Origin of the sequence: uncultured Roseobacter sp. (assembly GCF_947496515.1) — a bacterium.
Taxonomy (GTDB): domain Bacteria; phylum Pseudomonadota; class Alphaproteobacteria; order Rhodobacterales; family Rhodobacteraceae; genus Roseobacter.
On sequence record NZ_CANMDB010000002.1, the window covers coordinates 424304 to 449743 of the forward strand.

General features: G+C 62.8%; 24 protein-coding genes. 11 read left to right on the top strand and 13 right to left on the bottom strand.

The genetic code is table 11. The features are described 5' to 3' along the window. Positions 1–71: 71 nt before the first annotated feature. The 12 genes from Q1A53_RS05660 to Q1A53_RS05715 all read right to left on the bottom strand — a co-directional run bounded on the left by Q1A53_RS05660 (position 72) and on the right by Q1A53_RS05715 (position 13559). On the bottom strand, positions 72–1103 hold the full coding sequence (locus Q1A53_RS05660) for a hypothetical protein (protein ID WP_299963861.1): 1032 nt from the start codon (positions 1101–1103) through the stop codon (positions 72–74). Next, entirely contained in the window at positions 1100–4909 is a 3810-nt protein-coding gene (locus tag Q1A53_RS05665) for a baseplate J/gp47 family protein (protein WP_299963864.1), read from the bottom strand. The genes Q1A53_RS05660 and Q1A53_RS05665 overlap by 4 nt, the downstream gene beginning before the upstream one ends. After that, positions 4906–5373 (bottom strand): GPW/gp25 family protein, encoded by a 468-nt coding sequence (locus tag Q1A53_RS05670; RefSeq protein ID WP_299963866.1) that lies wholly within the window; start codon positions 5371–5373, stop codon positions 4906–4908. The genes Q1A53_RS05665 and Q1A53_RS05670 overlap by 4 nt, the downstream gene beginning before the upstream one ends. Positions 5374–5375: 2 nt before the next feature. Further along, on the bottom strand, positions 5376–5675 hold the full coding sequence (locus Q1A53_RS05675; RefSeq protein ID WP_299963869.1) for a PAAR domain-containing protein: 300 nt from the start codon (positions 5673–5675) through the stop codon (positions 5376–5378). 13 nt (positions 5676–5688) lie between these two features. Next, the gene (gene vgrG / locus Q1A53_RS05680; RefSeq protein WP_299963871.1) at positions 5689–7476 is read right to left on the bottom strand and encodes a type VI secretion system tip protein VgrG; all 1788 of its coding nucleotides are present in this window, start codon (positions 7474–7476) and stop codon (positions 5689–5691) included. Beyond that, positions 7469–8131: a hypothetical protein gene (locus tag Q1A53_RS05685; protein WP_299963873.1), complete on the bottom strand. Its 663-nt coding sequence runs from the start codon at positions 8129–8131 to the stop codon at positions 7469–7471. Before Q1A53_RS05685 ends, vgrG begins: the two co-directional genes overlap by 8 nt. 13 nt (positions 8132–8144) lie before the next feature. Then, positions 8145–8327 carry a DUF5908 family protein gene (locus Q1A53_RS05690; RefSeq protein ID WP_299963875.1) on the bottom strand — a complete coding sequence of 61 codons (183 nt, stop codon included), beginning with the start codon at positions 8325–8327 and terminating at the stop codon, positions 8145–8147. 24 nt (positions 8328–8351) lie between these two features. Continuing rightward, positions 8352–8837: a phage tail protein gene (locus Q1A53_RS05695; protein ID WP_299963877.1), complete on the bottom strand. Its 486-nt coding sequence runs from the start codon at positions 8835–8837 to the stop codon at positions 8352–8354. Between the two features lie 6 nt (positions 8838–8843). Then, on the bottom strand, positions 8844–9305 hold the full coding sequence (locus Q1A53_RS05700; protein WP_299963880.1) for a phage tail protein: 462 nt from the start codon (positions 9303–9305) through the stop codon (positions 8844–8846). A gap of 24 nt (positions 9306–9329) precedes the next feature. Continuing rightward, positions 9330–10844 (bottom strand): phage tail sheath C-terminal domain-containing protein, encoded by a 1515-nt coding sequence (locus Q1A53_RS05705; protein WP_299963883.1) that lies wholly within the window; start codon positions 10842–10844, stop codon positions 9330–9332. 83 nt (positions 10845–10927) lie between these two features. Further along, positions 10928–11836: a hypothetical protein gene (locus tag Q1A53_RS05710; protein WP_299963886.1), complete on the bottom strand. Its 909-nt coding sequence runs from the start codon at positions 11834–11836 to the stop codon at positions 10928–10930. 208 nt (positions 11837–12044) lie between these two features. Beyond that, on the bottom strand, positions 12045–13559 hold the full coding sequence (locus Q1A53_RS05715; RefSeq protein ID WP_299963888.1) for a hypothetical protein: 1515 nt from the start codon (positions 13557–13559) through the stop codon (positions 12045–12047). 214 nt (positions 13560–13773) lie between these two features. On the opposite strand from Q1A53_RS05715, the gene Q1A53_RS05720 reads away from it, so the two are divergent. From Q1A53_RS05720 to Q1A53_RS05740, 5 genes are all read left to right on the top strand, one after another. Further along, positions 13774–14244, top strand: a complete 471-nt coding sequence (locus Q1A53_RS05720) for a DUF1203 domain-containing protein (RefSeq protein WP_299963890.1) — start codon at positions 13774–13776, stop codon at positions 14242–14244. Positions 14245–14402: 158 nt separating this feature from the next. Next, positions 14403–15395 (top strand): TRAP transporter substrate-binding protein DctP, encoded by a 993-nt coding sequence (gene dctP, locus Q1A53_RS05725; RefSeq protein ID WP_299963892.1) that lies wholly within the window; start codon positions 14403–14405, stop codon positions 15393–15395. Positions 15396–15450: 55 nt separating this feature from the next. Continuing rightward, complete coding sequence (locus Q1A53_RS05730) at positions 15451–15948, top strand: TRAP transporter small permease (protein ID WP_299963894.1); 498 nt, start codon at positions 15451–15453, stop codon at positions 15946–15948. Beyond that, positions 15945–17219, top strand: a complete 1275-nt coding sequence (locus tag Q1A53_RS05735; RefSeq protein WP_299963896.1) for a TRAP transporter large permease subunit — start codon at positions 15945–15947, stop codon at positions 17217–17219. Before Q1A53_RS05730 ends, Q1A53_RS05735 begins: the two co-directional genes overlap by 4 nt. Positions 17220–17223: 4 nt before the next feature. Then, on the top strand, positions 17224–18102 hold the full coding sequence (locus Q1A53_RS05740; protein WP_299963898.1) for an isocitrate lyase/PEP mutase family protein: 879 nt from the start codon (positions 17224–17226) through the stop codon (positions 18100–18102). A 337-nt stretch (positions 18103–18439) separates the two neighbouring features. Here Q1A53_RS05740 and Q1A53_RS05745 read toward each other — a convergent pair whose 3' ends face one another. Beyond that, on the bottom strand, positions 18440–19066 hold the full coding sequence (locus Q1A53_RS05745) for a UbiX family flavin prenyltransferase (protein ID WP_299963900.1): 627 nt from the start codon (positions 19064–19066) through the stop codon (positions 18440–18442). Between the two features lie 233 nt (positions 19067–19299). Here Q1A53_RS05745 and Q1A53_RS05750 point away from each other — a divergent pair, with 233 nt between their 5' ends. From Q1A53_RS05750 to Q1A53_RS05775, 6 genes are all read left to right on the top strand, one after another. After that, complete coding sequence (locus Q1A53_RS05750; RefSeq protein ID WP_299963902.1) at positions 19300–20061, top strand: response regulator transcription factor; 762 nt, start codon at positions 19300–19302, stop codon at positions 20059–20061. 159 nt (positions 20062–20220) lie between these two features. Continuing rightward, positions 20221–20736: an anthrone oxygenase family protein gene (locus Q1A53_RS05755; RefSeq protein ID WP_299963904.1), complete on the top strand. Its 516-nt coding sequence runs from the start codon at positions 20221–20223 to the stop codon at positions 20734–20736. 222 nt (positions 20737–20958) lie between these two features. Beyond that, entirely contained in the window at positions 20959–21693 is a 735-nt protein-coding gene (locus Q1A53_RS05760; protein ID WP_299963906.1) for an ABC transporter ATP-binding protein, read from the top strand. Between the two features lie 5 nt (positions 21694–21698). Continuing rightward, a complete protein-coding gene (locus tag Q1A53_RS05765; RefSeq protein WP_299963908.1) occupies positions 21699–23081 on the top strand; it encodes an FtsX-like permease family protein in 1383 nt (460 codons plus the stop codon). A gap of 42 nt (positions 23082–23123) precedes the next feature. Further along, positions 23124–23915 carry an outer membrane lipoprotein-sorting protein gene (locus Q1A53_RS05770; RefSeq protein ID WP_299963910.1) on the top strand — a complete coding sequence of 264 codons (792 nt, stop codon included), beginning with the start codon at positions 23124–23126 and terminating at the stop codon, positions 23913–23915. 23 nt (positions 23916–23938) lie between these two features. Beyond that, complete coding sequence (locus tag Q1A53_RS05775) at positions 23939–25417, top strand: hypothetical protein (protein ID WP_299963912.1); 1479 nt, start codon at positions 23939–23941, stop codon at positions 25415–25417. Positions 25418–25440 lie beyond the last annotated feature (23 nt).

The window sequence follows — 25440 nt, forward strand, 5'->3', positions numbered from 1 at the left end:
AGATCGAGCGTTTCGGGCTTGTCACCTCCGGTTATGATGGTGTCGCTGGCGATGACCGGACCTTTCCTGCGCTAGTTCCAGAGTTTGGTGATCGCGTAATAAAGGTTGCCGTCCTCACTGCTTTTGCGAAAGGCGGGACCGCGGATCTGCAATGTCCAGCGCCGGTTGCCCCAGATCCAGCGACCGGAGGTTTTCTTCCACCGGATGCGCGCGGCCCGGCTGTCGCGATAAAGCGCGCCGATGGCGATCCGCAGCACGACCAGCCCCGCAATGGCCAACAGCCCAAGGGGCAGGGTTTCATGCAGAAAAGTCGACGGCTCGATCTCGTCGAGACCCAGAGCCGAGAGCGTGCTGCCTGTGAGGTCCTGAAGCTGCACGAGGAGAGCGGCGAGGGTCGCGTTGCCACCGCTCTGCAGCCCCGGCAACAGCGTGACAGTCACGAAGGCAAGCAGCAGAGCGGCGAGGATCATCCCACCGAGGTCGCGCCAGCGGCTTGTGCCGCCCGGTGGCGCGCTGGTGGAGACCGTTGGTTTGCATCCGTCCCCCACGGCGGTGGCGACCCCGTGGGCAACGGCGTTCTGCCGGGCGGGCAGCCCCACCAGCCGGCGCAGGATCTGCATGGGCGTTTGAGGATAGACATAGACCGGGCGTGCCGTGGCCAGCGTGATCTCGAACACGCAGGGATGCTCCGGCATGTCGATCACATCGTGCCACTGACCGTTTGACGGCACCGCGGGCAGCGCCTTGACGTTGAGCTGCGTGGTATGGCCCGCAAAGCTCGCCGGATCGCGGCAGGTGCCGATCCGGCCGGTCATCCCTGTCCAGCCGCCCAGATCGAGATCGCCGGGCGTTGCCGCTGCAGTTGCCGCATCCCCGATCCGGCCCAGCCGCAGTTGCGACGTCTCCGTGAGCGCGATCCGCCAGGCAGCATCGCCCTGGCCGACATCAATGGCGGTGCGGTTTTTGAATTTCTCGAACTCTTCGACGTGGGCGTTGAATTCGTCGAGATGCAACAGGGAGTTGATCATCTCGGCAAAGTTGTCCCCCGTCGGCAGCTTGCCGTTGGAGAAGTTCTCAATCAGGTCGCGTCTGGTTGTGGTCATGGCTGAAATGATCCGAGCTGATCAAAAAGGGAGGTTTCAAGATGGTGCAGGTCCGCGTGGGTGCGGGTCGCCAGCGTCTGGACATCCAGATCGGTAGTGATGACCAGATCGCGGCCCACCTGCATGTTGCCGATCCCGGCGGGGACGGGGGCAGAGGGAATGCTATTGGCGTCGTGATGGCGGAGTGCCACGTCCTGCGGGGGCGTGGCCCAGAGATCTTCACCAATCGCGAGATCTCCCAGACCGCTGCGATAGGGCAGAAAGGAGACGTCGTGCCGGTCATCGAGGATCAACACCGACGCCGGTGTCGCCCCGCGCAGGATGGGCGAGCCTGCATCGGTGGCGGCATCCGCAAGCCGTGCGCTGTCTTTGAGACCGTGCAGCGTGCCGCGTTGGGCTGGAAAGGCGTCGTAGGTATAGTGATGAACGAGCGACAGACCGTAGATCCGGTCGATCCAGTCCAATTCGGAGAGCTGCCGTTCCAGATCCGCCACCACGATCCGGTCCGCCCCGATGGGCAGCGGCAGATCGGGGCTGTCCCGCCAGGGGGACATGATCCGCGTGGCGGCCCGGGACACTTCGGCGATGCTGGGCAGACCGGCGCCCGGTTTTACCGCAACCCGTGCGCGCAGGACCACCGGTTCGAAGGACGGGTTGATCACGTTGAACCCCTGCACGGAGGGCATCGCGCGGGTGCGCAACCAGCGGCTGACCTCCTGCCGGATGTGCAGCGGGACAAGCGGCAGTTGAGCGGGCGTCTCCCCCGTGCGCGTGGCCGCCACGATGACATCGACCCGACCGTCTGATCGGGTGCGGCATGTGACATCGGCCAGACGCGGAAAGGCTTCGAGCACCATGCGCCCGATGTCCTGGGTCCGGATGGCCCGTGCCTTGTGGTGCAACCTGTCACAGACCCGCGTCCGGTGGGCGCGCTGGTCCTCCGGCGGGATGCCGCCCGTGGTGGGCATCGGCTGTGTCACGGTCGCTACTGCGGCGTTTGGCGCGCGCAGCTTGGTGATGGATCCGGCGGGGCGGCTGACAGGCGCGTGGGTTCCCGGCGCGGAGCCCTGCCGCGTGACGCGCACGCCGTTGACGCTGATCGCCACGATCCGCCCGTAGCGCGACCGCGGGCCGCGCAGCTGGATCGACAACCACCGCAGCGGTTCCGGGGAATAGAGGGTGGAGGCCAGCATATCCACCGGCAGCGCCAGATCCACCACGCCATAGGTCGTCAGACCCATCGTGCCATCCGACAGCACATTGGCCTCCGGCAGCGGGCGCCAGCCCTGCGAGGTGCGGTAGAACCAGGCGATGCCCGGTTTCTCGGTCCCGCTCTCGCGGGTCCAGTGCTCGGCCTCGGATTCGCGCATCTGGAAAAACAGGGAGATCTCTTCCGGCGGCTTGGCCTGATCCAGCCCGATCATCAGGTAGCCGTCCGCATCCATTCTGGCGCTGGCGATCTCGCCATCGGCGCGGTGGGTCAGCTGACCGTGCGGTGACAGCCGGTAGAACCCCACGGGATCATCGGTAGAGAACCGATCCGTCTGCACCCTGTCGGTGTAGGACAGCGAGACCCCCGCAACCGTCGGCAAAAGCGGCGGTTTCGGGATCTGCCTGAGCGGCTTTTTCCCGATCAATGCGCCGAGAGCGTCGCGCATGCGAAACGCCGCCGCCTGCGCCAGAAGCGTTGGGTAGAGCGTATGACCAAAGCCCATCGCGGGCGTTTGCAGGGTGACGGCAAGCGTGCCGGGCGGCTTGCCCTGCCACGCCGGGCGGGGCTGGATTTCTGCGGTTTCGCGGTGCTGTGGGGCAATCCGCCAGGTCGTGGCCTCTGCAAGGCCCTGCCCTGCCTTGCCGGGCTGAAACAGTGCTGCGCCTTCGGGATCAGGTTTGGCGTCCGGGTCCTGCCCGACGATTTTGACCGACTGCCAGCCGCGCCGATCCCGCAGATCGAGCGAGGCAGTAAAGCTGTGGTTGTCGATCTCCTCACCGTAGCCCTGATAGTGGCTCTTGAAATCGTCGGGCGGTACCGGCAACGCCTCCCACGCCAGCTGAAGGCCCAGCGTGGTCGGACTGCGGTTCTGCAGTTCCGGCGCGCTGACGAAAAAGCTCGCTCCCGGAAGCGGCAGCGGGCCGAAGGGGGCAAAGGGTTTACCGGGCGCCACCGGGGCCAGATCCGTCTCCAGCGTGAGGGCGCGCAGATCGCGCACCACCACGTCAATGCTGAGCCGGGTCAGTTTGCTTCCACCGAAGGCCGAGAAGGCATAGCAGCGCGCGCGCGGGTTGAACGCGATCTTGAGAAGCGGCAGATCCGGCGCGCCCGGTGTGCCGCTGATCGGTGTCAGAGCAGGATCATCGGGCGACAGGCTGAACGAGAGCCGAAGACAATCGGGATCGTCGGGATCCTGCGCGATGCGCACATCGGGTACCGGGAGAAACCCCGCCGCGGTCGAGACCGACAGGCAGAACGCATCGCTGAGGAACGCGGTGAACCGGGCGGGGTTCAGATCAAGCTCGTAGTGGCGGGCAACCGCGCGCCTGTAGCGGTCGAGCACCGCGGGAAGGCCATTGCGCGGACCCGGTGCGATCCAGAGCGAGACAGTCACATGGCGGTGCCCGCCGCGCAGATCCAGCGCGTGCGCCGCAAGGGCAAAGCCGATGTCTGCCGCAAAATCCTGGGACTGGGCCAGGTGGTGCAGCCGCGGGCCAAAGGGGGACCAGCCTGCCTCCGGATCATCGAAGGGCGCGCCTCTGCCGTCCTGCGAATTGACCACCGGAAAGACCGACAACCCGTTAATGTAGGGTCTGCCGCCCGGCCCGTCAAAGGAGGGATCCCGGGCGATCGTGATGGCCTTGCACCGGCTGACGCGCGCCTGGCTGACGGTGAGGCTGCGGGTGCTGGCGTAGACCGGGCCGTCACCAGCGCCCCCTGCCAGCTTGAACGCGGTCCCCTCCGGCAGCACTTCCGGTCGCGCTCCGGCGGCGGGTGTCAGGACCAGATGTGTACTGTCGGGCGCGGCCGGTTTTGGCGCAGAGCGCAGCACATCGCGGTAATAGAACGACAGATGCCTGTCCGTCATGCGGTTGAGATCGGCCTGATTTTTCTGGAACAGCTTGACGAAGGTCAGCAGCAGACCGGGCGCCAGCGCATGATCCGATTTCTCCGTGAGGGAGCGTTCCAGATACTGTTTCGAAACGGCGACAAGCTGGGCGGTCACCCGGTTGATCGCACTGAAATCGATGTGATCGGATGTTCGGGAGGTGCGCGTTTGCGACACCCAGAGCTCAGGCACCACCACGGATGTCCGGGCGAACTGCTGTCCGGTCCCGAAGGGCAAAGCGCCTTTCATCTCGTTGTCATCGACCCAGGTAAAGGTCTTCTCCAGCGCGGCCTCCACATCGGTCTCAGAAGCGCCTTCGGCCAGTTTCTGTGCCCGCGCGCGCCAGTTGGCCAGTCGCTGCACCGACAGGGCGGTCATCCGCGCCGTGTCGGTCTCATCCGCGAGGCTTTCGCGGTATTCACGCTCGGCATCCACCGCGGCAATCTCGGCCAGCAAAAAGGTGACATCGTGGCACAGAAAGGATTGCCACGCACCGGTTGCCGGGCTGCCGGGCTGCGGCGGCGGATGGGCGCGGTTTTCCGCATCGAAATACGTCAGAAGGCGGGAGAACCCCGACAGGTAATTGATGATCGTCGCCGGGGAGCGTTCATCGGGCACAAAGAAGTCAGCCTCCAACGGTGCGAGATACCGCCGCGTGCGGGTCACCTGATCGGTGCTGCCATCCATCAGGCGCGCATCGCTCATGGCCGCACCGCGGTCGAGGGCTCGGGGATATTGTTGCCTTCCTCGAAATAGAGCGGGTAGACCATGTTGCCGCGCGAATTGATCGACGGGATGTCATAGTCGATGTGGATTTCCAGCAGACCGCCCGGTGCATCGGGCTCAGTCACCTCGACCGAGCGCAGTTTGATGCGGGGTTCGAAAAAGACGATGGCATCCTCGATTTGCGAGCGCAGCTCTCCCAGATCGCTTTCATCCATCGGGCCCAGCACGTGCTGGTGCAGGCCAACACCGTAGTCCGGGGCGGCCAGACGCTCGCCACGCAGGGTGGCGAACAGGATGCGGAGGCTTTCGTGGATGTCGTGATCGCCCGCGACAGCCACCACGGCGCCCGGCCCGTTTGCGGACCCGTCCGGGTTCAACGGCACATCGAAGCTGGGCGGGAACCCCCACCCGGTGCCTAGGAATGCAGGGCCGTTGTCTGTCATCTCTAGCCGCCGATCATCACGGTGGGGGCACCGGCCACGATCACACCGCCGTGGGCCGTGCTGTCGCCCATGCGCGCGGCGGGCCTGCCCGAGATCATAACCGTGGCAGACCCTTTGACGATGGTATCGGGGGGACCGACGCAGATCGCCGTATCGCCCACAACCGCCGCAGGCAGGCTGACGATCAACACGGTGGGCACGCCCGGACCGGCCACCGGCCCGCCCACGTGGGGTATCGGCGGCAACCCGGGCGTCACCATCGGGCAGGTGTGCATGTCGGTCAGTCTGGCAGCTGGTGGCATCGCGCGTCTCCCTTCAATTGATCATGACCATGGCGCCCTTGACGGTCGTCTCGCCAGTCGCGGAAAGCTCGGCCGAGGCAGTGCCCGTCGCCGTCAGAGCCATCTCGGCGCTGACTGAGACATTGGCCCCCTTGGCCGAGACATCCGCCGGGGAGGAGATATCGACCCCTCCCGTCCCCTTGATTGTGACGGACCCCGTGGCCTCGATGGTGATGTCCTTGGGCGAGGTGGTCTTGATCCCGCTGTCATTCATGACGGTCGTGTTCTTGTTGGAATCCTCGATGGTGATGGATTTGTCCTCGTCACTCAGTGTCAGCTTGTGACCACCGGGGGTTTCGACAGTGATGATCTTTTTGTCATCGTCAAAGGTGACCTTGTGCTGTGCGCGGGTGACGATGGTCTTGATGGTGTTCTGTGCGTCAGGCTCCACCGGGGCGGTGCGCTTGCTGGAATGAAGCGCGCCCAGCATAACCGCGGCATCCGGGTCGCCATTGAGAAAGCCAAGCACGACCTCGTCGCCCACTTCGGGCAGGAACTCGATTCCGAACCCTTCGGAGGCGTATGAAGAAGCGAGCCGGACCCACATGCCTTCCTTGCCACCATCGCGCAGTGGCAGGGCGACCTGAATGCGGCGCTGGTTTTGCGGATCCTCGTGGGTCTTGAGAACCGTGGCGATTTCCAGCCCGGTTGTGCCCGGGCGCCAGCCGGTGGCAGGCGCTGCGCTCACATCGCGGGTGGTATCGGTGAACCAGCGGAACTCCAGCCCGAAGCCCAACGTGGTCTGCCAGTCGCCGCCCCGGACCACGTGGTGCACGGCGGAGATATAGGCATCCCCGCTGAAGATCTTGCCCAAGCCCTCCAGCTGGATCTGATCGCCGATCTTGAGGCCCGCGTTGCCCGGCACCGTGATCGTGCCGGAAAACCGCGACAGGCGCGATTTCAGCAGATGGGCGTCGGCCAGTGTCTTGAGCTGGGCATCGGTCATCGTGCCGTAGCTGCGCAAGGTCGGCTCCGTCAGGTTCAGGACCTCGGAGAGTTTCTTGCCGGACTGCGCGCCTTGCTTGTTGGCGCTCGGTTCGCTGGCCGAGGCGCTGGTCGTTTCCTGGGTAGACGGATCCCAGGCCGTCGCCTTGACGGATCCCAGCTGCTCGCGCGCGGAAAGCTGCAGATCCACGTCGATGATCGTGTCGCCATATGTGGCGGAGAAGGTCGGCGTCTCGAAAGTCGGCGGGCCTATGGTGATCTTGCCCGCATCCACCGACACCACATGGCCGTTGGCCTCCGCCCGGGCGAGCAGAAAATCCCAGTCGGTCGCGTAGAGCTTGGATTGGAACTCCAGCTTGTCGCCGCCGCTGGTCACATCCGCCGACAACCCTGCCGCGCTGATCAGGGACTCGATGGCGTCACTGTCCGCCATATCCGCGAAAAGCCCGGTGCTGCGGGTTACGGTCAGTTTGGCGGCCTTGTCCTGACAGTCGAGACACAGATGCTGCGCGTCCTCGCCGTGCACGCGCAGCGCCTGCCCCACGACGACCCCTTTGAAGAGGGTCTTGTTCTTGCCGTGATACCCTGCCAGCACCTCGATCTCGGCCCCCGGGGCAAAGATGCTGTCGGCGCTGGCGGGGAAATCCGCCTCAACGCGGCTGCCGTCGGCGATGGTGATGCGCGCCTTGGGAATGCGGTTGAGCAGATGGTCCGTCTCGATCCCCTCGATAATGTATTTCCCCGGCACGACCTTGCCGTTCATCCTGATATCCAGCGTGATTAGATCCGCGTCCGCAGACCAGACAGGGCTAACCATCGGGCGCCTCCCGGCTGGGCGGGAAGCGCAGCATTTGCCCGGGTTCCAGATGGGTCAGATCGTTGAGATCATTGGCGCGGGCCACATCCACATAGACATCCGTGCGGTCATAGACCCGGTAGGCCATCAACGGCAGCGTATCGGCGGCGGTAACCGTATCGGTGTGGGTGAGATCGGCAGATTTCTTGTCCGCCCGGCGCGCCAGATCCTCGGGTGTCTGGTGCTGGCGAAAGCTCACCGACAGCCGCGCACGCAGCGGCTTTCCCGTAGGCGCGAAGAGGTCGTACTTGATGCCGAGCTTGGTCAGCATGCATTTGAACGCCATGCCGCCCCAGACCAACTTGAGGTAATTGGGGGAGTGGATCTTGCCGTGGTAGGTATAGGCGATGTCCTTGAACTTATCGACTTCGCCGTTGACGCTTTTTGCACCCCTCACAGCGCCCGTGACATCGATCACAAAGTCAAAGGAGACCTCCTGCGGGCTTTGGGTGTGAAACTTCAACACCGTGCCCGCCGCATCACTGCCCCGCGCCTTGGAAAAGCTGGAACTGTGGCTGTGCGAGATCGCATCGGGGTTGATCTGAAGCTCGTACTTCCCGATCTTGGCCCGCAGCTCGCGGTCCGAATAGGCGATGATGTCGAGTTTGGAGAGCATCTGCCGCGCTGACCTAGCGGGCCTGGCGGCGCTGGTGCTCGCGCGCGATCATCCGGGCGCATTCGGCCAGAATATCCGCCTTCATCTCTTCGCGCGTCTCGGCGCTGAGCGCGCTGCCTGTCTCATCTCCCGGCACGGTGCCATCCTCATCCGTCAGGCGCGCCTGCACGATCAATTCGCGTATCTCAACCGGCATGAAAATCCCCCCTTTTATTGGTGTTTACGGCGCGAATGTTCCGGTGGCAGTCAGGGTGCGTTCGACCTTGCGCACCACCCGGTCGTAGGCCAGTTCCACGGTTTCCATGGCGATCTGGTTCTGCGTGGCGTCAAGGCTGCCGATCTGCCATTTGACGGGCCAGGCGTTCACCACATTCCACGTCATCAGCGGTTTTTGCTTTTGATCCAGCAGGGACACGGTGATCGACTTGGGCTTGACCGGTCTGCTCAGATCGCTTTCGAACGTATCTTTCAGCCAGGTGAAGAACGGCGAGCTGGCCAGAACCATCCCGCGCTTGAGCGTCAGATTGCTGGCCTTTACAGCCCCCGGCAGCTTGTGGACAAAGCGGTTCTCGCCCCCTTCCTTGAGCTCGACCACCTCGCGTTCCGCATCAAGCCCCGAGACCTCCTGAAAGCCGGTGTCAACCGCCGCCTTGCTGCCAGCGATCCTGACAGTGAACTGAAAGCTGACCGGCGGGTAGTAGCTCACCGCCCCCTAGCTCCCGTTTTCGATGGTCAATTCCTCATGCGCCAGCTCCAGCGTTTCCACTGCGACCTCATTGCCATCGGATTTCATATCCGTGCCTTGAATCTTGGTCGGAAAGGCATTGGCCAGCTTCCAGACCATGGTCGGGTTCGCCTCCTGATCGAGCAGGCTGATCGTGACGCTCTGGCGTTTGATCACATTCATCTGGATCTGCTCGAACCACTTCCAGAAGCGGTTGTCATTGACGAAGATCCCTTTTTTCAGCGTCACATTGCCGGTCTTGATCAGCCCCGGCATCTTGATCACGTGAAAGCCCTTGCTGTCGCCCGCACGGTAGGTGATGGGCTCTGCTTCGGTATCGAGGCCCGAGACTTCCTGAAATGGGATCTGCCCGGGATCGCCCAGATTGACGCTGAAGTAGAATTTCGGAAGCGGCCAGGTTGCCCCCTGTTTGTCGCCGGCATCAGCCATGTTGTCTCTCCTTCTGACCCGCTATCAGGACGTCTGCATTTTCTGTTGGAACGTGATCACGATGAACTCGGCGGGCCGTGTGACTGCCACCTTGACGGTGACGCGCATGTAGCCGTCGAGAATGTCGTTACCCGTCATGGTCGAGCCGAGACCCACATCGACGCTATAGGCCTCTGCCGGGGTGGCGCCTGCCAGCGCGCCTGCCTTCCACTGATTGTTGAGGAAGTTGCCGATCATCGTGCGCACGGTGGTCCAGGTACCCGCATCGTTGGGCTCGAACACGTAAGCTTCGGCAGCGATGGCGATGGACTGCTCCAGCATGATCATGGTGCGGCGGACGTTAACATACCGCCAGTCCTGGCTATTGCCGTCGAGCGTGCGCGCGCCCCAGACCAGCACACCGCGCCCGATAAAGGTGCGGATTGCGTTGATCGCCACACCATCCAGCGGCACGTTCAGGTCTTCCTGCTCTTCGTCGCTGATCGCCACGGCGGGGGAAATCACGGAGACCACGGGCGTGTTTGCGGGCGCCTTGAAGACACCGATCGCAGCGTCGGTGCGCGCGTAGACCCCGGCCATGGCCGCGGCGGGCGGCATCAGGTTCATCTGCTTGAGCACCGCCACCATGACGGTCTGGTAATTCTGCGAGATCGCCGCCAGCGCCTGATGCGTCTTGAGGATCTTGGCGGGATCGGTCTCTTCCCCTGTCATCTGGGTCAGATAATCGTCAACGCCCTTGAGCTGACGCGCCTTGGCAGGATCATTCTCGGGGTTCGCGAACTCCCCCTTGATGTAGTTCGACAGCGCGCTCAGGTTATCCTTGGCAATATTGAGATAGCTGGCGTCGGTGCTCGCGTAGATATTCGTGTTGACCCACGGATAATAGGCCGCGCCAAAGCTCATGTCCTCGTAGCTGATCAGCGTCCGGAACCCATTGGTGCCCGAGATGATGTCGTCGGTCTCGTCAAAGGTGCGTTTCTGATCCCCGTTGAACACATCGAGGACCGCGACCCGGTTCTGCATGGCGATGCAATGGGGAAAGGCCTTGTCCCAGATCGCCTTATAGTCGTCCTTGCCCGACATCAGCACCGCATCGGGGATGACGACCATCGTGGGCTCTTTTTCCTTTTTGAGCGCCGCCCAGACCTCATCCCCGAAATCATCGGGTGACTTGGTGGTCGGCGTATCCGCCGTACCGTAACTGCCGACAGAAACGATCCAGCACGGCCCGCCACCGTTGTTAAAGTAAAGGCGCAGACCGTTGTAGAGATTGAACTGGGAGGTCGCTACCGGGCTGATCGTGGGGACGTTGTCCTCCATCGCAAAGGTATATTGCAGCGTCGGGGCACCGCCAAAGAGCGCCTCATACTCCGCCAGCGACGAGATCCGCGTCGGGTGTTTATCGAGGCTCTGGGTGCCACGCGCCGCCTTTTTGGTGTAGCCGACGAACACCGGGATCCCGGTCGGGACCTCCACCACCGAGTTGGGAAACGCATCTTTTTCGAAAATATAGACGCCTGGGGTTTTCTGTTGCGGCATATCGTTCTCCGGTCGGGCGGCGGTTGGGCAGGGTCAGCGAACCTGCGGGGTGTCGAGTGAAGCGGTGGACATATCGGGCCGGATCAGGACGTGGTCGCCTGCCGCGCGGCGGCACCGTCCTCGATGGCGGCAATGGCGGCGTCATACTTGGCCTGCGCGGCAGCCCAGGTGGTTTCAGCCTTTGCGTGGGCCAGTTCCTGTTGGGCCAGCGCCGTTTCATGGGCGGACTTCACCACGGTGTCGGCCGCGGTCTTTGCGTCATCGGCCTTGTATTTCGCCGCTTCTGCCTTGGCCTGCGCCTTTTGCATGGCGGTAACCGAGGTGATCGCATCGGCCTTTTGCTTTTGCGCGGTCTTCAGGTCCTGTTCCTTCTCGGTCTGTGTATCCTTGGCCTCGGCCAGTGTCGCCTGAGCGGTGGCGAGCGCTTCGGCGGCTTGTTGCAGCGCGGTGCTGAGCGCTTTGGCCGCGTCGCTGGCGGCCTTCACACAGGTCTTGAAGGAGGCGTCGCCAATGGTGCTTGCCGCTGCGGTCGTTTCGAGACCGGCGGCGGCGGCCTTTGTCAGCGCGTCGTGGGTCTGGGTCTTGGCGGCTACATCCGTGCTTGCCTTTGACAGATCCGACACCGCGGACTTGAGCGCGCCCTGCGCCGTCTTGATGTCGCCGGTGGCAGTTGTCACCGCCGTCTTGGCTGCATCGAGGTCCTTTTGCGCCGCATCAACCGCTCGCTTTGCGTCCTTGGCTGCGTCAATTGACAATTGGTGCGCTGCCTCTGCTTCCCGTTCGGCCTGGCCGAAAGCCGCATCCGCCTGCGCCTTGGCCAGCAGATAGACCGCTTCGGCCCGCACCTTGGCAAGCTCCGCTGTCGCGCGGGCTTCGTCATCTTTTGCCTGAGCCGCGGATGTTGCCGGATCACCGCCGGATTTTGACCTTTTGGATTTCGTTTTAGCCGCACCCTTGACCTGTGCGCCCGGACCGTTGGCAGTATCGGCCATGTCTCCCCCGTTTCCGCAGTGCCGGAAGCACAGCGGATCAAAATTCGTGTCTTGATATGTTTCAGCGGGTCGGAAAAAAGAAAACGAAGTAGAAAAGCGTACAACCCAAGGTAAACGTTCCACAAATTATTTCGTTTGGGAAGAACTTTTTGACATAATCTTTTCCACAGGTTTTCCACAGGGACGCCGGTACCTGCCGGAGATTGAATTACGTCTTTGGCTTGTCGATGCCGGACATCGCGTCGCCCGCCTTTGCGGCAAAGCCGTTTTCCTCATCGATATGCTCGGCCAGTTGCGTCTCGTAAACCGACTGGGCCAGCGGCTTGATCGGCTGCGCACGGGCGGCTCCGCTGCCTTGATTGGTCTGCTGATCGGCACGTTTGAAGACGCGAAAGGGCCCCTTGCTGCTCCCACCCGGTTCGTCCACGTCATAAGACTTAGACTCTGGATCGATCTTTTTGCCATCGGGCGCGTATTCAGAAACATTCAGCGCATCCCCGCGCATCTGATCGAAAGACCGCCCGTGCCATCCCGTGATCTTGTCGAAATGCTTGTCGCGCGGATTTTTCTCCATCGGCCCCAGAACATCGCCGTACATCTTGTTTTCGTATTTGTTCCGCAGATTCTCCGCATATTTGACGCGCAGATCGTCCGCTTCCTGCATCGTGCCCATGCTCTGGTTTTCGACGGATGCCCCGGTCTTGCCGCCGCGGCTGAAACTGATGAACTTGGTGTCAAATGCCTCCGCATATTTGCCCAAGTGTTCGCTCGGCCCGATCTTGAGGTCGAGCACGATGCCACGGCGGCTCGCCCCGATGTAGGATTTCACCAGATCGACCAGATTGTAGATGAAGGTGATTTCGCTTTCGTCTTTGGCGAGCTGGTCAATCCAGCTTAGCATCAGCCCGCGGGCACCGCGCAGGATCGCGCGGGGGTCCTTGCTGTCAGCCTTTGCCTCGGCGGTTTCTTTTTTATCAACGCCCAGCATCTGCCGAAGATCGATGACATCCGCGTCCCCCGGGTCCAGCCCGACGCTGCCGGCAGTGGCCGGATCGCCATCGAACCTCAGCGCAAAGACCTGCACCCGGTGACCCAGCGTACGCCATGAGAAAAGGTTGAACCGCTCCAGACTGCCGAGTTTACGATTGCCGAGCCAGACGTAGTTGATGATCATGGAGGGTGTCGCCGCCCCTTTTGCAGCGGCCTTCTTCGACGACGAAGCGACCGCGGGCGCCGCCTCCTTACGGTCGGGTTCTTCGCTCTTTCCCGTCGATTTCGGCACAGCGGCGGGGGACGGCGGACGCTGCGCGCGCGGTGTCACAGCCGGTATGGGCTTGCGACGCTTTGCGATCTCTGAGGGTATGTCTTTCAGGGTGAACGGATGCGGATCATCCCGTAGCGCTGCGAAAAATCCCATCTGCTCGCCGATCTCGAGACCAGCCAACTGCTCGGCGAAGTGGTTCCTGAACTTGACGAAGCTTGCTGTCTCCTCGGCCTCATCGGAAAATTTTCCCTGAATGACGGCGCGGTGATGCGGTGAGGGCCCGCCCGGCGGCAGCGGTTGCTGGGAGGAGGATGTCTCGCGGTCCGCGAGATGCTTCAATCTGGCCAGCCGCTGCGCGCCGGGTGCAGCCAGCCCGGGGACCACGACACCGCCCGCCGTGGTGCTGACCCGCGCGGCGCTCCGGCTTTTGGTGTCCTGCTTGTTTGCCGGTGCTTTCATAGGTGCATGTCATGTCCAAGGCTCGTTCATCACCGTGCGCCGCCGTATGGGATCTGCCTTGCCGCGGGTGTCCTGACCAAAAACTCTACTGCGTCAGGTGAGTCGTGTCACCTCCGGCCTGTGCCGCCGACCGACATCGAAAGCGCAGCAATCGGGTCGCGGCGAACGGCATCCCCACGGTAGGCAAGATCACCCACAATCAGGAGACGGCCCCATGGATTTTCAGATCAAACCTCTGCCCGCAGCGGATTTCGCCCCCTTGTTCGCGCTCAGCGACGACGCGCTGGCCGCGCGAAAGGCCTGCCGGATGACAGTGACCGAGACGCCGGGCACGCCTTGCCGCGTCAGCCTGCAGGACGCTGAGATCGGAGAGCGGGTGATCCTGACCAACTACATGCACCAGCCCGGCGACAGCCCCTATCAGTCCACCCATGCCGTGTTTGTCCGGGAGAACGCGATGCAGGCGGCCCCGGTGGTCAACGAGATCCCGGCGGTGATCAGTACGCGGCTGATCTCTCTTCGGCTTTTCGATCAGATTCATATGATGGTGGCGGCGGATGTGATCCCGGGCGAAGAGGTCGCGGACGCGATCTCAGCGGCCTTTACGGATGCAGAGATTGCCTACGCGCATCTGCATATCGCCAAACCGGGTTGCTTTGCGGCGTCGGCGCATAGGGTCGACTGACGGCGGGGCGCGCCGCAGAACTGGCCCGGTCTTCGCCAAGCCGGGCCACCCCCGATCCCTGCCCGCCTGCGGCGCGCGACAAAGACACCGATCCGGAAACGGTTGTCAAAAGGCGCAACTCCGTTAGTCTCCGGGCTGAGGAAAATGGGGAGGAAGACATGTTCCGGAAAACACTCGCATCCGTGGCTTGCCTGGCGCTGGTCGGCACCGCCGCCACCGCGCAGGAGAAAATGCGCATTTCGCTGCAACTGCCGCTGACCAGCCACCTTGGCGAAAACCTGACGCTGTTTGAAAAAGAAGTCGAAGAGCGCACCGGCGGCGCCATCGATGTCGAGATCTACGACAGTGCGACGCTCTATAAAGACAAGGAAGTGCCTGCCGCCGTGGGCTCCGGCGCGATTGAGGCCGGTGTCGCCTCGCTCACGCGCTACGTGGGCGATGCGCCCGTGGTGGATGTGTTCTACATGCCTTTCCTCTTCAACACGGAAGAGAAAGTGCGCGCCGCCGTCGCCGAAGGCTCGCCCGTCCGCGAGATCCTGGAAACGGAGATCGCCAAGACCGGCGGCGAGGTGCTCTATTGGCAAGCCTACGGCGGCGCGATCCTGCTGTCGCAAGATGGACCCATTCGCACACCCGCCGATATGGAAGGCAAAAAGGCGCGTGTCTTTGGCAAGACGCTGGGTGATTTCGTCTCTGCCGCGGGGGGCGCGCCGACGCTGATCTCGGGCTCCGAGCAGTATCTGGCCTACCAGCGCGGCACGGTTGATGTGGGCATGACCGGCGTGTCGGGCGTGAAGTCGCGCAAGCTATGGGAGGTCATGGACACAATCACCAAGACCAACCATGCCAACATCGAATTCGTCGTGGTGGTCAACAGCGACTGGTGGGCCGGGCTGAGCCCTGAGATGCAGGGCCACATCGAGGCCGCGGCAGAGGTGGCGCAGAACGATGTGCGTGACCGGATGAGCCAGATCGAAGCCGCAGCCTATGCCGCCGCGGAAGAAAACGGCATGACCATCGTGGAGCTGACCGATGCGGAGCTGGCCGAATGGCAGGCCGTGGCGCAGCCTGTCTATGACGGCTATCTCGCCGCGACGGGTGATGCCGGGCGCCAGGTGCTGGACGCGCTCGGTGTCGGATCCGGTTCCTGAAACGCGCTGACGCTGGGAAAGGCGGCGGCCTGCCGGTCGCCGTCACTTCAATTACATGACAATCATCACCAGACTGTCGCAGATCGCCTGCACCATAGGCGCGCTGCTGATGGCGGCCACCGGGGTCATGCTGACCTATGAGGTGGTGGCCCGCTATTTCTTCATCCGTCCGACCATCTGGGCGGCGGAGCTGAGCCAGCTGTGCCTCATCTGGGGCTGTCTGCTGGCCATGGCGTACCTGCTCACCCTGCGGCGGCACATCACGGTGAACGCAGTCACGGCGCTGCTGCCCCTTGCGGCGCAGCGGCTGTGCACGGCGCTGGCGCTCATCGTGATCATTGTCTTTTCGGCCATCGTGGCGTTCTGGGGTTTTGACATCTTTCACGACAGTTTCACCCGAGGCCGCACCACCGGCTCGCTGCTGAACCTGCCGGTCTGGATCTCGGAGGCGTCGGTGCCGCTTGGCTTTGGCCTGCTGGCACTGCAGGGCGTGGTCGAGCTCATCGGGCTGCGCGGGTCAGACACAACGAGCCTCGGGGCGAGCCACGAATGACCATACTGCTGATCCTCGCGGCCCTCTTCGGTCTGTTGCTGATGGGCGTGCCGGTGGCCTTTGCGCTTGGCGGCATGGGGCTGGGGATGCTCTATCTGGGCGGGTTCTCCCCGCTCATGGCGCCGCAGTCGATCCTCTCCACCCTCGATGGGTTCATCCTGCTGGCGGTGCCGCTGTTTCTGCTCATGTCCAACCTGCTGCTGAAGGGCGGCGTGGGGCGCGATCTTTTTGCCGCCGTGCAGGCCTGGGTCGGGCACTGGCCCGGTGGGCTGGCGGTGGCGACGATCATCAGCTGCGCGCTTTTTGCGGCGATCTCGGGCTCTTCGGTGGCAACGGCGGCAACCATCGGGACCGTCGCCATTCCCGAGATGATCAACCGCGGTTATGAAAAACGCTTTGTCTACGGGCTGCTTGCGGCAGGGGGCACGCTGGGCATCCTGATCCCGCCGTCGATCCCGATGATCGTCTACGGCTTTGTGACGGAACAATCGGTCATAGCACTCTTTCTGGCGGGGATCGGGCCGGGGCTGCTGCTGGTCAGCCTCTTTGTCGCCTTTGCCATGCTGCACGCGCGGCTTTCCGGTAGCTTCCAGCCCGTGCCCAAGGCGAGCCGGGCGGAACGCCTGTCGGCATCGTTGCGCGCCCTGCCCTCGCTGGCGCTGGCGGCGCTGGTGATCCTGGGGCTCTACTCCGGTGCCTTCACCCCGACGGAGGCCGCCGCAGTCGGCTTCGCCGCGGCCCTCGGGATCACCGCCTTCTGGCTCCGCACGCTCACATGGCAGGCGCTCTGGGAGGCGATCCGCGAAAGTGCCATCACGACCGCAGCGATCCTGCTGATCGTGGCGGGGGCCAAGGTCTTCGGCAAGGCCATCGCCCTTTACCGCATCCCGCAGGACATATCCGCCTTTCTGGCCCAGACCATCGACGGGCCGGTGATGTTCATCCTCGTGGTCTCCGTTGTGCTGCTGCTGATGGGTCTGGTGTTCGAGGCGCTGTCGATGATCCTGATCATGACGCCGGTGCTGTTGCCCGCGGCTCTGGGCCTGGGCTTCGATCCCATCTGGTTCGGCATCTATATGGTGATCATGGTGGAATGCGCGTTGATCACGCCGCCGGTCGGGCTGAACCTCTACGTCATACAATCCGTCGCGCGCACCAGTCTGGCCAATGTGGCCCGCGGTGTCTGGCCGTTTCTGGTGCTCATGCTTGCGACGGTCGCGATCCTCTACGTCCTGCCGGACCTTGCCCTTTATATTCCTTTCAAATGGTGACCCCATGACCGCCGCCAACACCCTGCGATCCCTGCTGGCGCAAGACAAATGCCATGTGATGCCCTGCTGCTTTGACGCGCTGTCGGCGCGGCTGATCGAACAGGAGGGCTATGGGCTTACCTTCATGTCCGGGTTTGCCGCCTCCGCCAGCCGGATCGGTGCGCCGGATCTGGGGCTGATGAGCTATGGCGAGGTTGTCGATCAGGCACGCAACATCACCGAGGCCACGAGGATACCGCTGATCGGCGACGGCGACACCGGCTACGGCAACGCCATGAACGTGCGCCGGACGGTTGCGGGTTTTGCCAAAGCGGGCTGTGCTGCGGTGATGATCGAGGACCAGCTGGCGCCGAAACGCTGCGGTCACACGCCGGGCAAGGCAGTGGTCGGGCGGGACGAGGCCTGCGACCGGATCCGTGCTGCGGTAGACGCGCGGGAGGCTCTGCGCGCGGAGGGTCGCGACATCCTGATCCTGGCGCGCACCGACGCGCGGCATGAGCACGGGCTGGCGGAAGCGATGACGCGGGCAGCGGCTTTCACAGAGCTCGGTGCGGATATCCTCTTTGTGGAGGCACCGCGCTCGGAGACGGAGATGCGCGAGATCTGCGATGGTCTGCCGGGGCCCAAGATGGCCAATATCGTCGAAGGGGGCGAGACGCCGGATCTGCCCAACGCGCACCTGCAGGAGATCGGCTACGCCATTGCCGCCTACCCGCTGTCGCTGATGGCTGCAGCAATGCAGGCGATGGTCACGACCCTGCGCTCCATGCGCGAGGACTCCCGGCCCGGCCAGATGCCCTTCGGAGAGTTGCGGAAGCGCATCGGCTTTGACACCTACTACGAGGCCTCCGAACGGTATGCCTCCGCGCGACGCGACGTGTAGTGGCGGGGTAGGTAAACTCCCCATCCGTCGCTTTCTGGCTGGATCGTCAGCGGATGCCGCTCACGCAGTCCCCATCCAACCACGCCGAGGATCAGGGCTGCGCGGTGCAAGGTGATGACGTCATCACCTTCGCCCGTTGCAGGCCGTGCGCCCAGTTGGGTGACAGGCGCGCGGGCCGCGAAGGTGGTGAAAGCGCAGGGCGGAGACCTTCTGGGACACGCCCTGCGCCGCATTCAACGGGCTGATAGCATGTAGATGTCTCGATCGGATCGGTGGTGCCGGGCTGTTCGTTTTCTCGCCTCAGACACCCTGGACGCTAAAACGAGATGCAGCCCGGCTACCGCATCCCTTCCCACCTTGGGGCGAGATCCACGTGCAGATCAAAGAGATCCAGCCAGCGTTGAACCTGATGGTTGATCAGATCCTCCACGTTTTGACCGTCGGTGTAGAACGCGGGCATCGGTGGCGCGACGATGGCGCCCATCTCTGTGACAGCGGTCATGTTGCGCAGATGTGCCAGCGTAAAAGGCGTCTCGCGCACGCCCAGAACCAGCCTGCGGCGTTCCTTGAGCGTCACATCCGCAGCCCTCGTCAGCAATCCGCTGCCGATACCGTTGGCGATCTCGGCCAGGGTTTTGACGCTGCAGGGTGCGACCAGCATGCCGTGCGCGCGAAAAGACCCCGATGCGATCGCGGCACCGATGTCGTTGTTGGAATAACAGTGATCCGCCAGCGCACGCGCCATTCTGAGGCCATCTGCGGTCTCGACCGCCAGCGTCTGCATGGCAGGCTTCGTCACGATCAGATGAGTCTCGACCGAATGACCTTGCAGGACTTCGAGCAGCCGCAGCGCGTAGGGCATGCCCGACGCGCCCGACAAACCCACCACCAGACGGGTCACAGAGCCCTTGGGCGGTTTCCTGCTCAATCCCGGATCAGGCTGCAGTTTAGCGGCGGTTTTCATGTGTTCGGCTTGCACGATTTGATCCTTACTTCTATCATAGCGAGAAATCTTAACACTTTTTTTAATTATTTTGGCTGCGGCCGGTTTGCGATTTCGAGTTTTGGGATACCCACGAATGAAAGTTGAACTTGTCGTGCCGTACCACTGATCTTCGATTTTCCGCCTTCATCCTAAGGCGCCTGCTGACCCCGCTCACATGTTAATAAATGCTTATTTGAAATAGAGTGTGATAGATGAAAGTGCTTTTGATTGACGATGACGTCGAATTGTCCGCGGTCACCCGCGACGTCCTGAAAAGCTACAGCATTGAACTGGATGCCGTGCATACCCCCAGCGACGGATTTGCGGCGCTGGCGTCCAAACCCTACGATCTGCTGCTCCTGGATGTGATGCTGCCGGAGATCAACGGTCTGCAGATGTGCAGCAAGATCCGCTACAGCGATGCGCCCTACAAGGATATCTCGATCATCATCCTGACAGCGCGGACGGAACTCACCGATATGGTGGTGGGTCTGGAAACGGGCGCCGATGACTACATAAAGAAACCCTTCGAGCCGCGAGAGCTCGTGGCCCGGATCAACGCGATCATGCGCCGGTCCAAAACATCCCAGGCCGCCGCGACGGGTGAAACCAAACCGGGCAACCCGGCCCCCGCCAGCGGCATCAGCTGCGAGATCGCACTTGAAGGCGACACGCTGACAATCGAGACCCAAAGGGCCCGCGTTCTGGTCAACGGCGACAAGCTCGAGACCACGTCGATGGAGTTCGAACTGATGGTGGCGCTGGCACAGCGACCCGGCGAAATCCTGAACCGCGATGATCTGTTGGGGGAGGTGCACGGCATCAAGGTGATCTACACCCGCAGTATCGACGCGCTGGTCTACAGGTTGCGAACCAAGATCAAGGAGGCCGGTGCGCAGGCCGACTTCATCCGCACGGTACGGGGTCGCGGCTATTCCCTTGTGGGACAGGTGCATCACCCGTCACAAAGCTGACGGCCGAACCCAAATCTGTCGCATTATGTGGCGTTTTGTCACAGCACGTCATCTTTGACGGCTGTTGTGCTTTTTGTCGAATGATATGGGGGCGGGTCGATTTGTCCGGGCAATCGGCGTACATCAGGACCAACCGTTTCTCTGGTCAGGTATCGCCCCATGAGCCGTCTCAAATTGATCTTATGCCTTGTGCCCATCGTCCTCTTCGGTGCCATCGGAGGGTTCTTTTATGCCTATTCCGTGTCGGTCATGCAGGGGCTCGACAACCTGCCCGAAATCGAGGCGATCCATGCCATGCAGCTGCTCAATCAGGGCACCCGGAACATGGTGTTCCTCTTTACCTTCCTCTTTACGCCCATCATCGCCTTTGGCAACGCGGTCGCACTTTACCTGCTGGACGAGCGCGAAGCGGCGGGGCTTCTGCTGATCGCCACAGTGATCTATTTTCTGGGATCGTTCCTGCCAACCGTGAACATCAATGTCCCGCTCAACACGGCACTGGAGGCGTTGGATCCCGCCCGGCTCGACCCGGCCCGCGCGCCAGAAGTGTGGTCTGAATTTCACGCAAGCTGGACATTCTGGAACACCATTCGTGCCGTCATGGCGCTGCTGGCACTGACCTTCGCGGCCCTGTCCATGTACTCATTCGCGTCCCTGAAACGCGCCACTACCTGACCACATCAGACCAACGCGACCTTGGGCGATCTCTTGCAGGAGGTCGCCTTTGTGCTGTTCTGAAACCGGTAAATGATCTGTGACAATCCTATCATATTTCGACATCTGGTCATAATCTGCGTGCGGAATTCCGTGTAGAAACTCCATTCTTTGTTGTTTGAGTTGAGCCGGTCCCGGTCCGTACATTGGTGTCAGTTAAACCTGACATACGAGGATATGACCGTGAACACCGTTTATGCCCCGGAGACGTTTGAGGATGGCAGCACCGCGCGGCATGCCCCTGAACCGGTTCTCCGTTTTGAGAATGTCTCCCGGATCTACAAGATGGACCGGGTCGAAGTGCCCGCCCTGCAAGGGGTCAGCGGCAGCATCGCCCGCGCGCAAAGCACCTTTGTCACCGGCCCGTCGGGCAGCGGCAAATCCACCCTGCTGAACATCCTAGGCCTGCTGGACAGAGCCACCAGCGGCACGGTGGATTTTCTGGGTGAGGACGTCACGCAGCTGTCGGACAAGGCCGCGGCAGACTTTCGGTCGCGCCATATCGGCTTTGTCTTTCAGAGCTTCAACCTCATTCCGGTCCTGAGCGTCCGCGAGAATGTGGAATTCCCGCTGCTCAACCACAAAATGACCGCCCGCGCCCGCCGCGACCGGGGCGCGGAATATCTCGAAGCAGTGGGTCTGGGTGACATGATGGATCGCCGCCCCGGCGAAATTTCCGGTGGCCAGCGCCAGCGCGTCGCCATCGCCCGGGCACTGGTCAGCGAGCCCACACTGCTGATCGCGGACGAGCCCACCGCCAATCTCGACAGCAAGACCTCTCGCGACATCGTCACTCTGATGGAGCGGGTGCAGCGCGAGCACAGCACGAGCGTGCTCATCTGTACCCATGACACCGATCTGATCATGCCCGCCAGCCGGGTCATCAATATCATCGACGGCAAAACCGTTCAGGAGTAAGAGCCATGATCTGGAAAATCGCACTGCGCAACATCCTCAAAAACAGCCGCCGATCGCTGACGACAGCCTTTGCCATCGGCATCGGCGGTCTCGCGGCCCTGCTCTTCGGGGGCTTTGTCACCTCCATCTGGTTCGGCGTGCAGACGTCTATGATCCAGGAGCAGGGCAACCTGCAGATCTACCGCAACGGCTATCTGGATTTCGGCGCCGCAGATCCCGACGCCTACACCATCAAGAACTGGGACCAGGTGGTTGCCCGCCTCGCCGCCGATCCCATGCTCGCCGAAGAGCTGACGATGATCACCCCGCGCATCAATATGGTAGGTGTCGCGGGCAACGCCGAGACCGGCAATTCCAAGACCTTCATCGGGACCGGGATCGTGCCTGCGGAAATCGACCAGATGCGGCAATGGGACGGCTGGCAGATCAACCAGACCACGCCAGCGACCGGCCTCACAGGCGGCAGCGCCGAGGATGTTGTGATCGGCGTCGGTATGGCCCGCATGATGGGGCTCTGTGCAGACCTCGCGGTGCCCGATTGCCAGGACCCGCCGGTAAATGAGGCGGCCAACGCCAGCGCAGAGCAGGACTTCTCCTCTCTCGTCGCCGGGGAAAGCGAACTGGCCACGACAGACCCCACCGCGCTTGCGCCACAGCTTAACGTGATGGCCGCAACCTCCACCGGTGTGCCCAACATCGCCCGCGTGTCGGTAATGAGCGCCCAAAGCCAATCGGTCAGCGCCATCGACAACGCCTTTGTGATGATGAACTTCGAGGAGGCGCGCACGCTCCTTTACGGTGACAGTCAGGAAGCAACCGCGCTGATGCTACAGGTCAGGACCCCCGCCACTCTGGAGGCCGTCAAGACCCGCGTGGCCGAGGTGATCGCCGCCGAAGGGCTGGACCTCAGCGTCTACCACTTCACCGAGGTGGACCCGACCTTCAACCGCATTTTCGGCATGTTCACGTTCATGTTCATCGTGGTGTCGCTGGTGCTGTCCATTGTCATCGTCTTCACCATCGTCAACACCATTTCCATGACCGTGATGGAACGGGTGAAGGAGATCGGCACGATCCGCGCGCTTGGCTTCCGCAAGGGATTTGTTCGCGCCCTCTTTCTGACGGAAAGCGTGTTGATCGGCGCCATAGGTGCTGCACTGGCGCTCGTCTCCGCGCTGATCCTCGCCAATGTGGTCAACAGCGCGGGCATCCAGTGGACACCGCCGTCGAATGCGACACCGCTGACCGTGCAGCTGATGGTGCTGGACAATCCGATGTTCGCCATCGGGGTCGTCACCACGCTCATCGTCCTCGCCTTCCTGGCGGCCCTCACGCCGACCTTCCGGGCCGCCCGTTTCAACATCGTCGAGAGCCTGCAGCGCGCCTGAGTGCCGCAGGACGACCCCAACACTTCAGAAAGGACCAGCCCCATGTCACTCGATCGTCGCGACTTCAACAAACTGCTTTTCGGCACCCTCTCCACCGCCGGTCTGGGCCTTGGCGCGCTGCCAGCGCTGGCAGGAACGGCCGACACCCTGCTCAGCCAGGCGGACAGGATCCGGAACCCACAGACCACCTTTGCCGTCGATGTCGAACTGGTTGACTACAACCGGGGCAAGGTGAAGGACCGCACCTCCGTCACTGTCTATGCCCGCCCGGCCACCAGCAACTTCCAGACGCTGGTGCATATCAACAGCCCCGCCCGGGACCGAGGCAAGATCATGCTGCGCAACGGCAATATCCTGTGGCTCTACGATCCCGCCTCCAAGGCATCGGTGCGCATCTCACCGCGGCAGCGCCTCCTCGGCAATGCATCAAACGGCGATGTGGTCAGCTCCAACCTCGTGGGGGACTACAGCGCCCAGCTGGCAGGATCAGAGGCCATCGTGGACGGCGACCGGCAGAACCGCTCCTGCCAGAAACTGATGCTGAAACAATCGCGCAACTCCGCCACCTACAGCAGTATCGAGTTCTGGGTGGACGCAAGCAACAATCAGCCGGTCAAGGGCAAGTACTACACGAAAAGCGGCAAGCTGATCAAAGTAGCGTGGTACCGTAAGTTGAAATCCCAGATGGGCGCACGGCGTCCCACCGAGGTCGTGATCGCCGATGGCTTCAACCCCAACAGCGTCACCACCATGAACATGAGCAACTTCCGAGCAAAGGAGATCCCGGCGAGTTGGTTCAGCAAAGAGTGGCTGCCAAACTTCCGCGCCTCCTGATCCAACAAGCATTGAATAGACCCATGTCCCGCACCGCCCCCTCTCTCGCCGTCCTGCTGCTGACCTGCGCTCTGGCACAGTCAGCGGCAGCACAGGACTTTGACCTGCCACCGCTTCTGCCCGGTGACAGCGCCCCCGCCGCCGAGCCGCTGGAGCCACCGGCCCCGAGCGACACGGCAGCGGACAGCACCGCGCTGCCTCCCGTGCTGGAGGATGCAGGAGAGGACTTGGCGGTGCCGGATGTGGCAGCCGCCGAGGAAGCGCCCCCGCGTTTCTCTCTGGGGGAGAATGCCACGCTGGAACTGGAGGCCCGCGCGTTCGATACGCTGGGCAGAGACGGCGGGTCCGACGCCTCACTCCGGCTTCAGGCGCACTACTACGGCACGCGCCCGCTCAGCGACAGCGCCAACCTGATCTTTAACCTCAGGGCGCGCGCGACCACCTCGGACAACGACGACTTTGCCTTCGAGGACGATGTCAATTTCGATGTGCAGGAGCTGGCGGTGAACTTCGCCTTCCCCGGTGGCAGCAACCTGCAGATCGGTCGGACCAACATCCGCAACGGTGTCGCCCTGGGGTTCAACCCAACCGACTGGTTCCGCGACGACAGCCTTGTGCTCACCGGCAGTGCCGCCCCCGCCGACCGCCGCCGCGAGCGTCTGGGGGTCTTTGCTCTCACCGGCTCCACCAGCATCGGCAGCACGCTTCTTCAGGCGGGGATCCGGCCCGAGATCAAGGCGGGCAGCAACTCCATCTGGGCGGGTGCTGACAACGTGGGCCTGCAGCTCAATCGCACCAACGCATCAGACGCGGCCTTTGTCAAAATCACACCGAACCTCGGCGAAAACCTGTCACTCACGGCCAACGCCCTGGTGCTGGACGGCGACCCGGGCCTAGGGTTCGAGCTGAGCGGCACCATCGGCAACAGCCTCGTGCTCTACTCCGAGGTCATGGCTCAACGCCGCCTGCCGCTGGCTGCCGAAGCGCTGAGCGACGGCTCGGGCTCCGCAGGGTTTCGGGAGGGGATCGGCGCGGATGCGGGCCGCAAGACGCAGGTGCAGGCCGTCATCGGGGCCAACTGGGCACTGCCCGAAGCAATCGTGGGGGCCGAACAGGTGTCGCTGGTGCTGGAATACCACCGGAACACCGGCGGGCTGTCAGGCAGCGAAATCGACGCGCTGGCGGATGCCGCGGGCCCCGATCTCGCCGCAGCGGGTACGCTCTTTGATCTGGCCAACAGGCGTCAGGAACCGCTCGCCGAAGAACAGCTCTTTTCCAGCCTAACCTGGACCGACGCCATCGGCGACAGCGATCTGTCATTTCTGGCGTTTCTGGTCCCCGAGGACGGCAGCGGGCTGGCGCAGGTCTCGCTCGACATTCCCATCAACGACACGGCGACACTGGCGCTGCGCGGGATCGAGTTCTTTGGCAGCGACGCGTCGGTCTACGGCTCCAACCCCACCGAGCGGTCGCTGCAAGCGGCCCTGATCTGGCGTTTCTAGAAACGAGGCCGGTTTGGAACAGA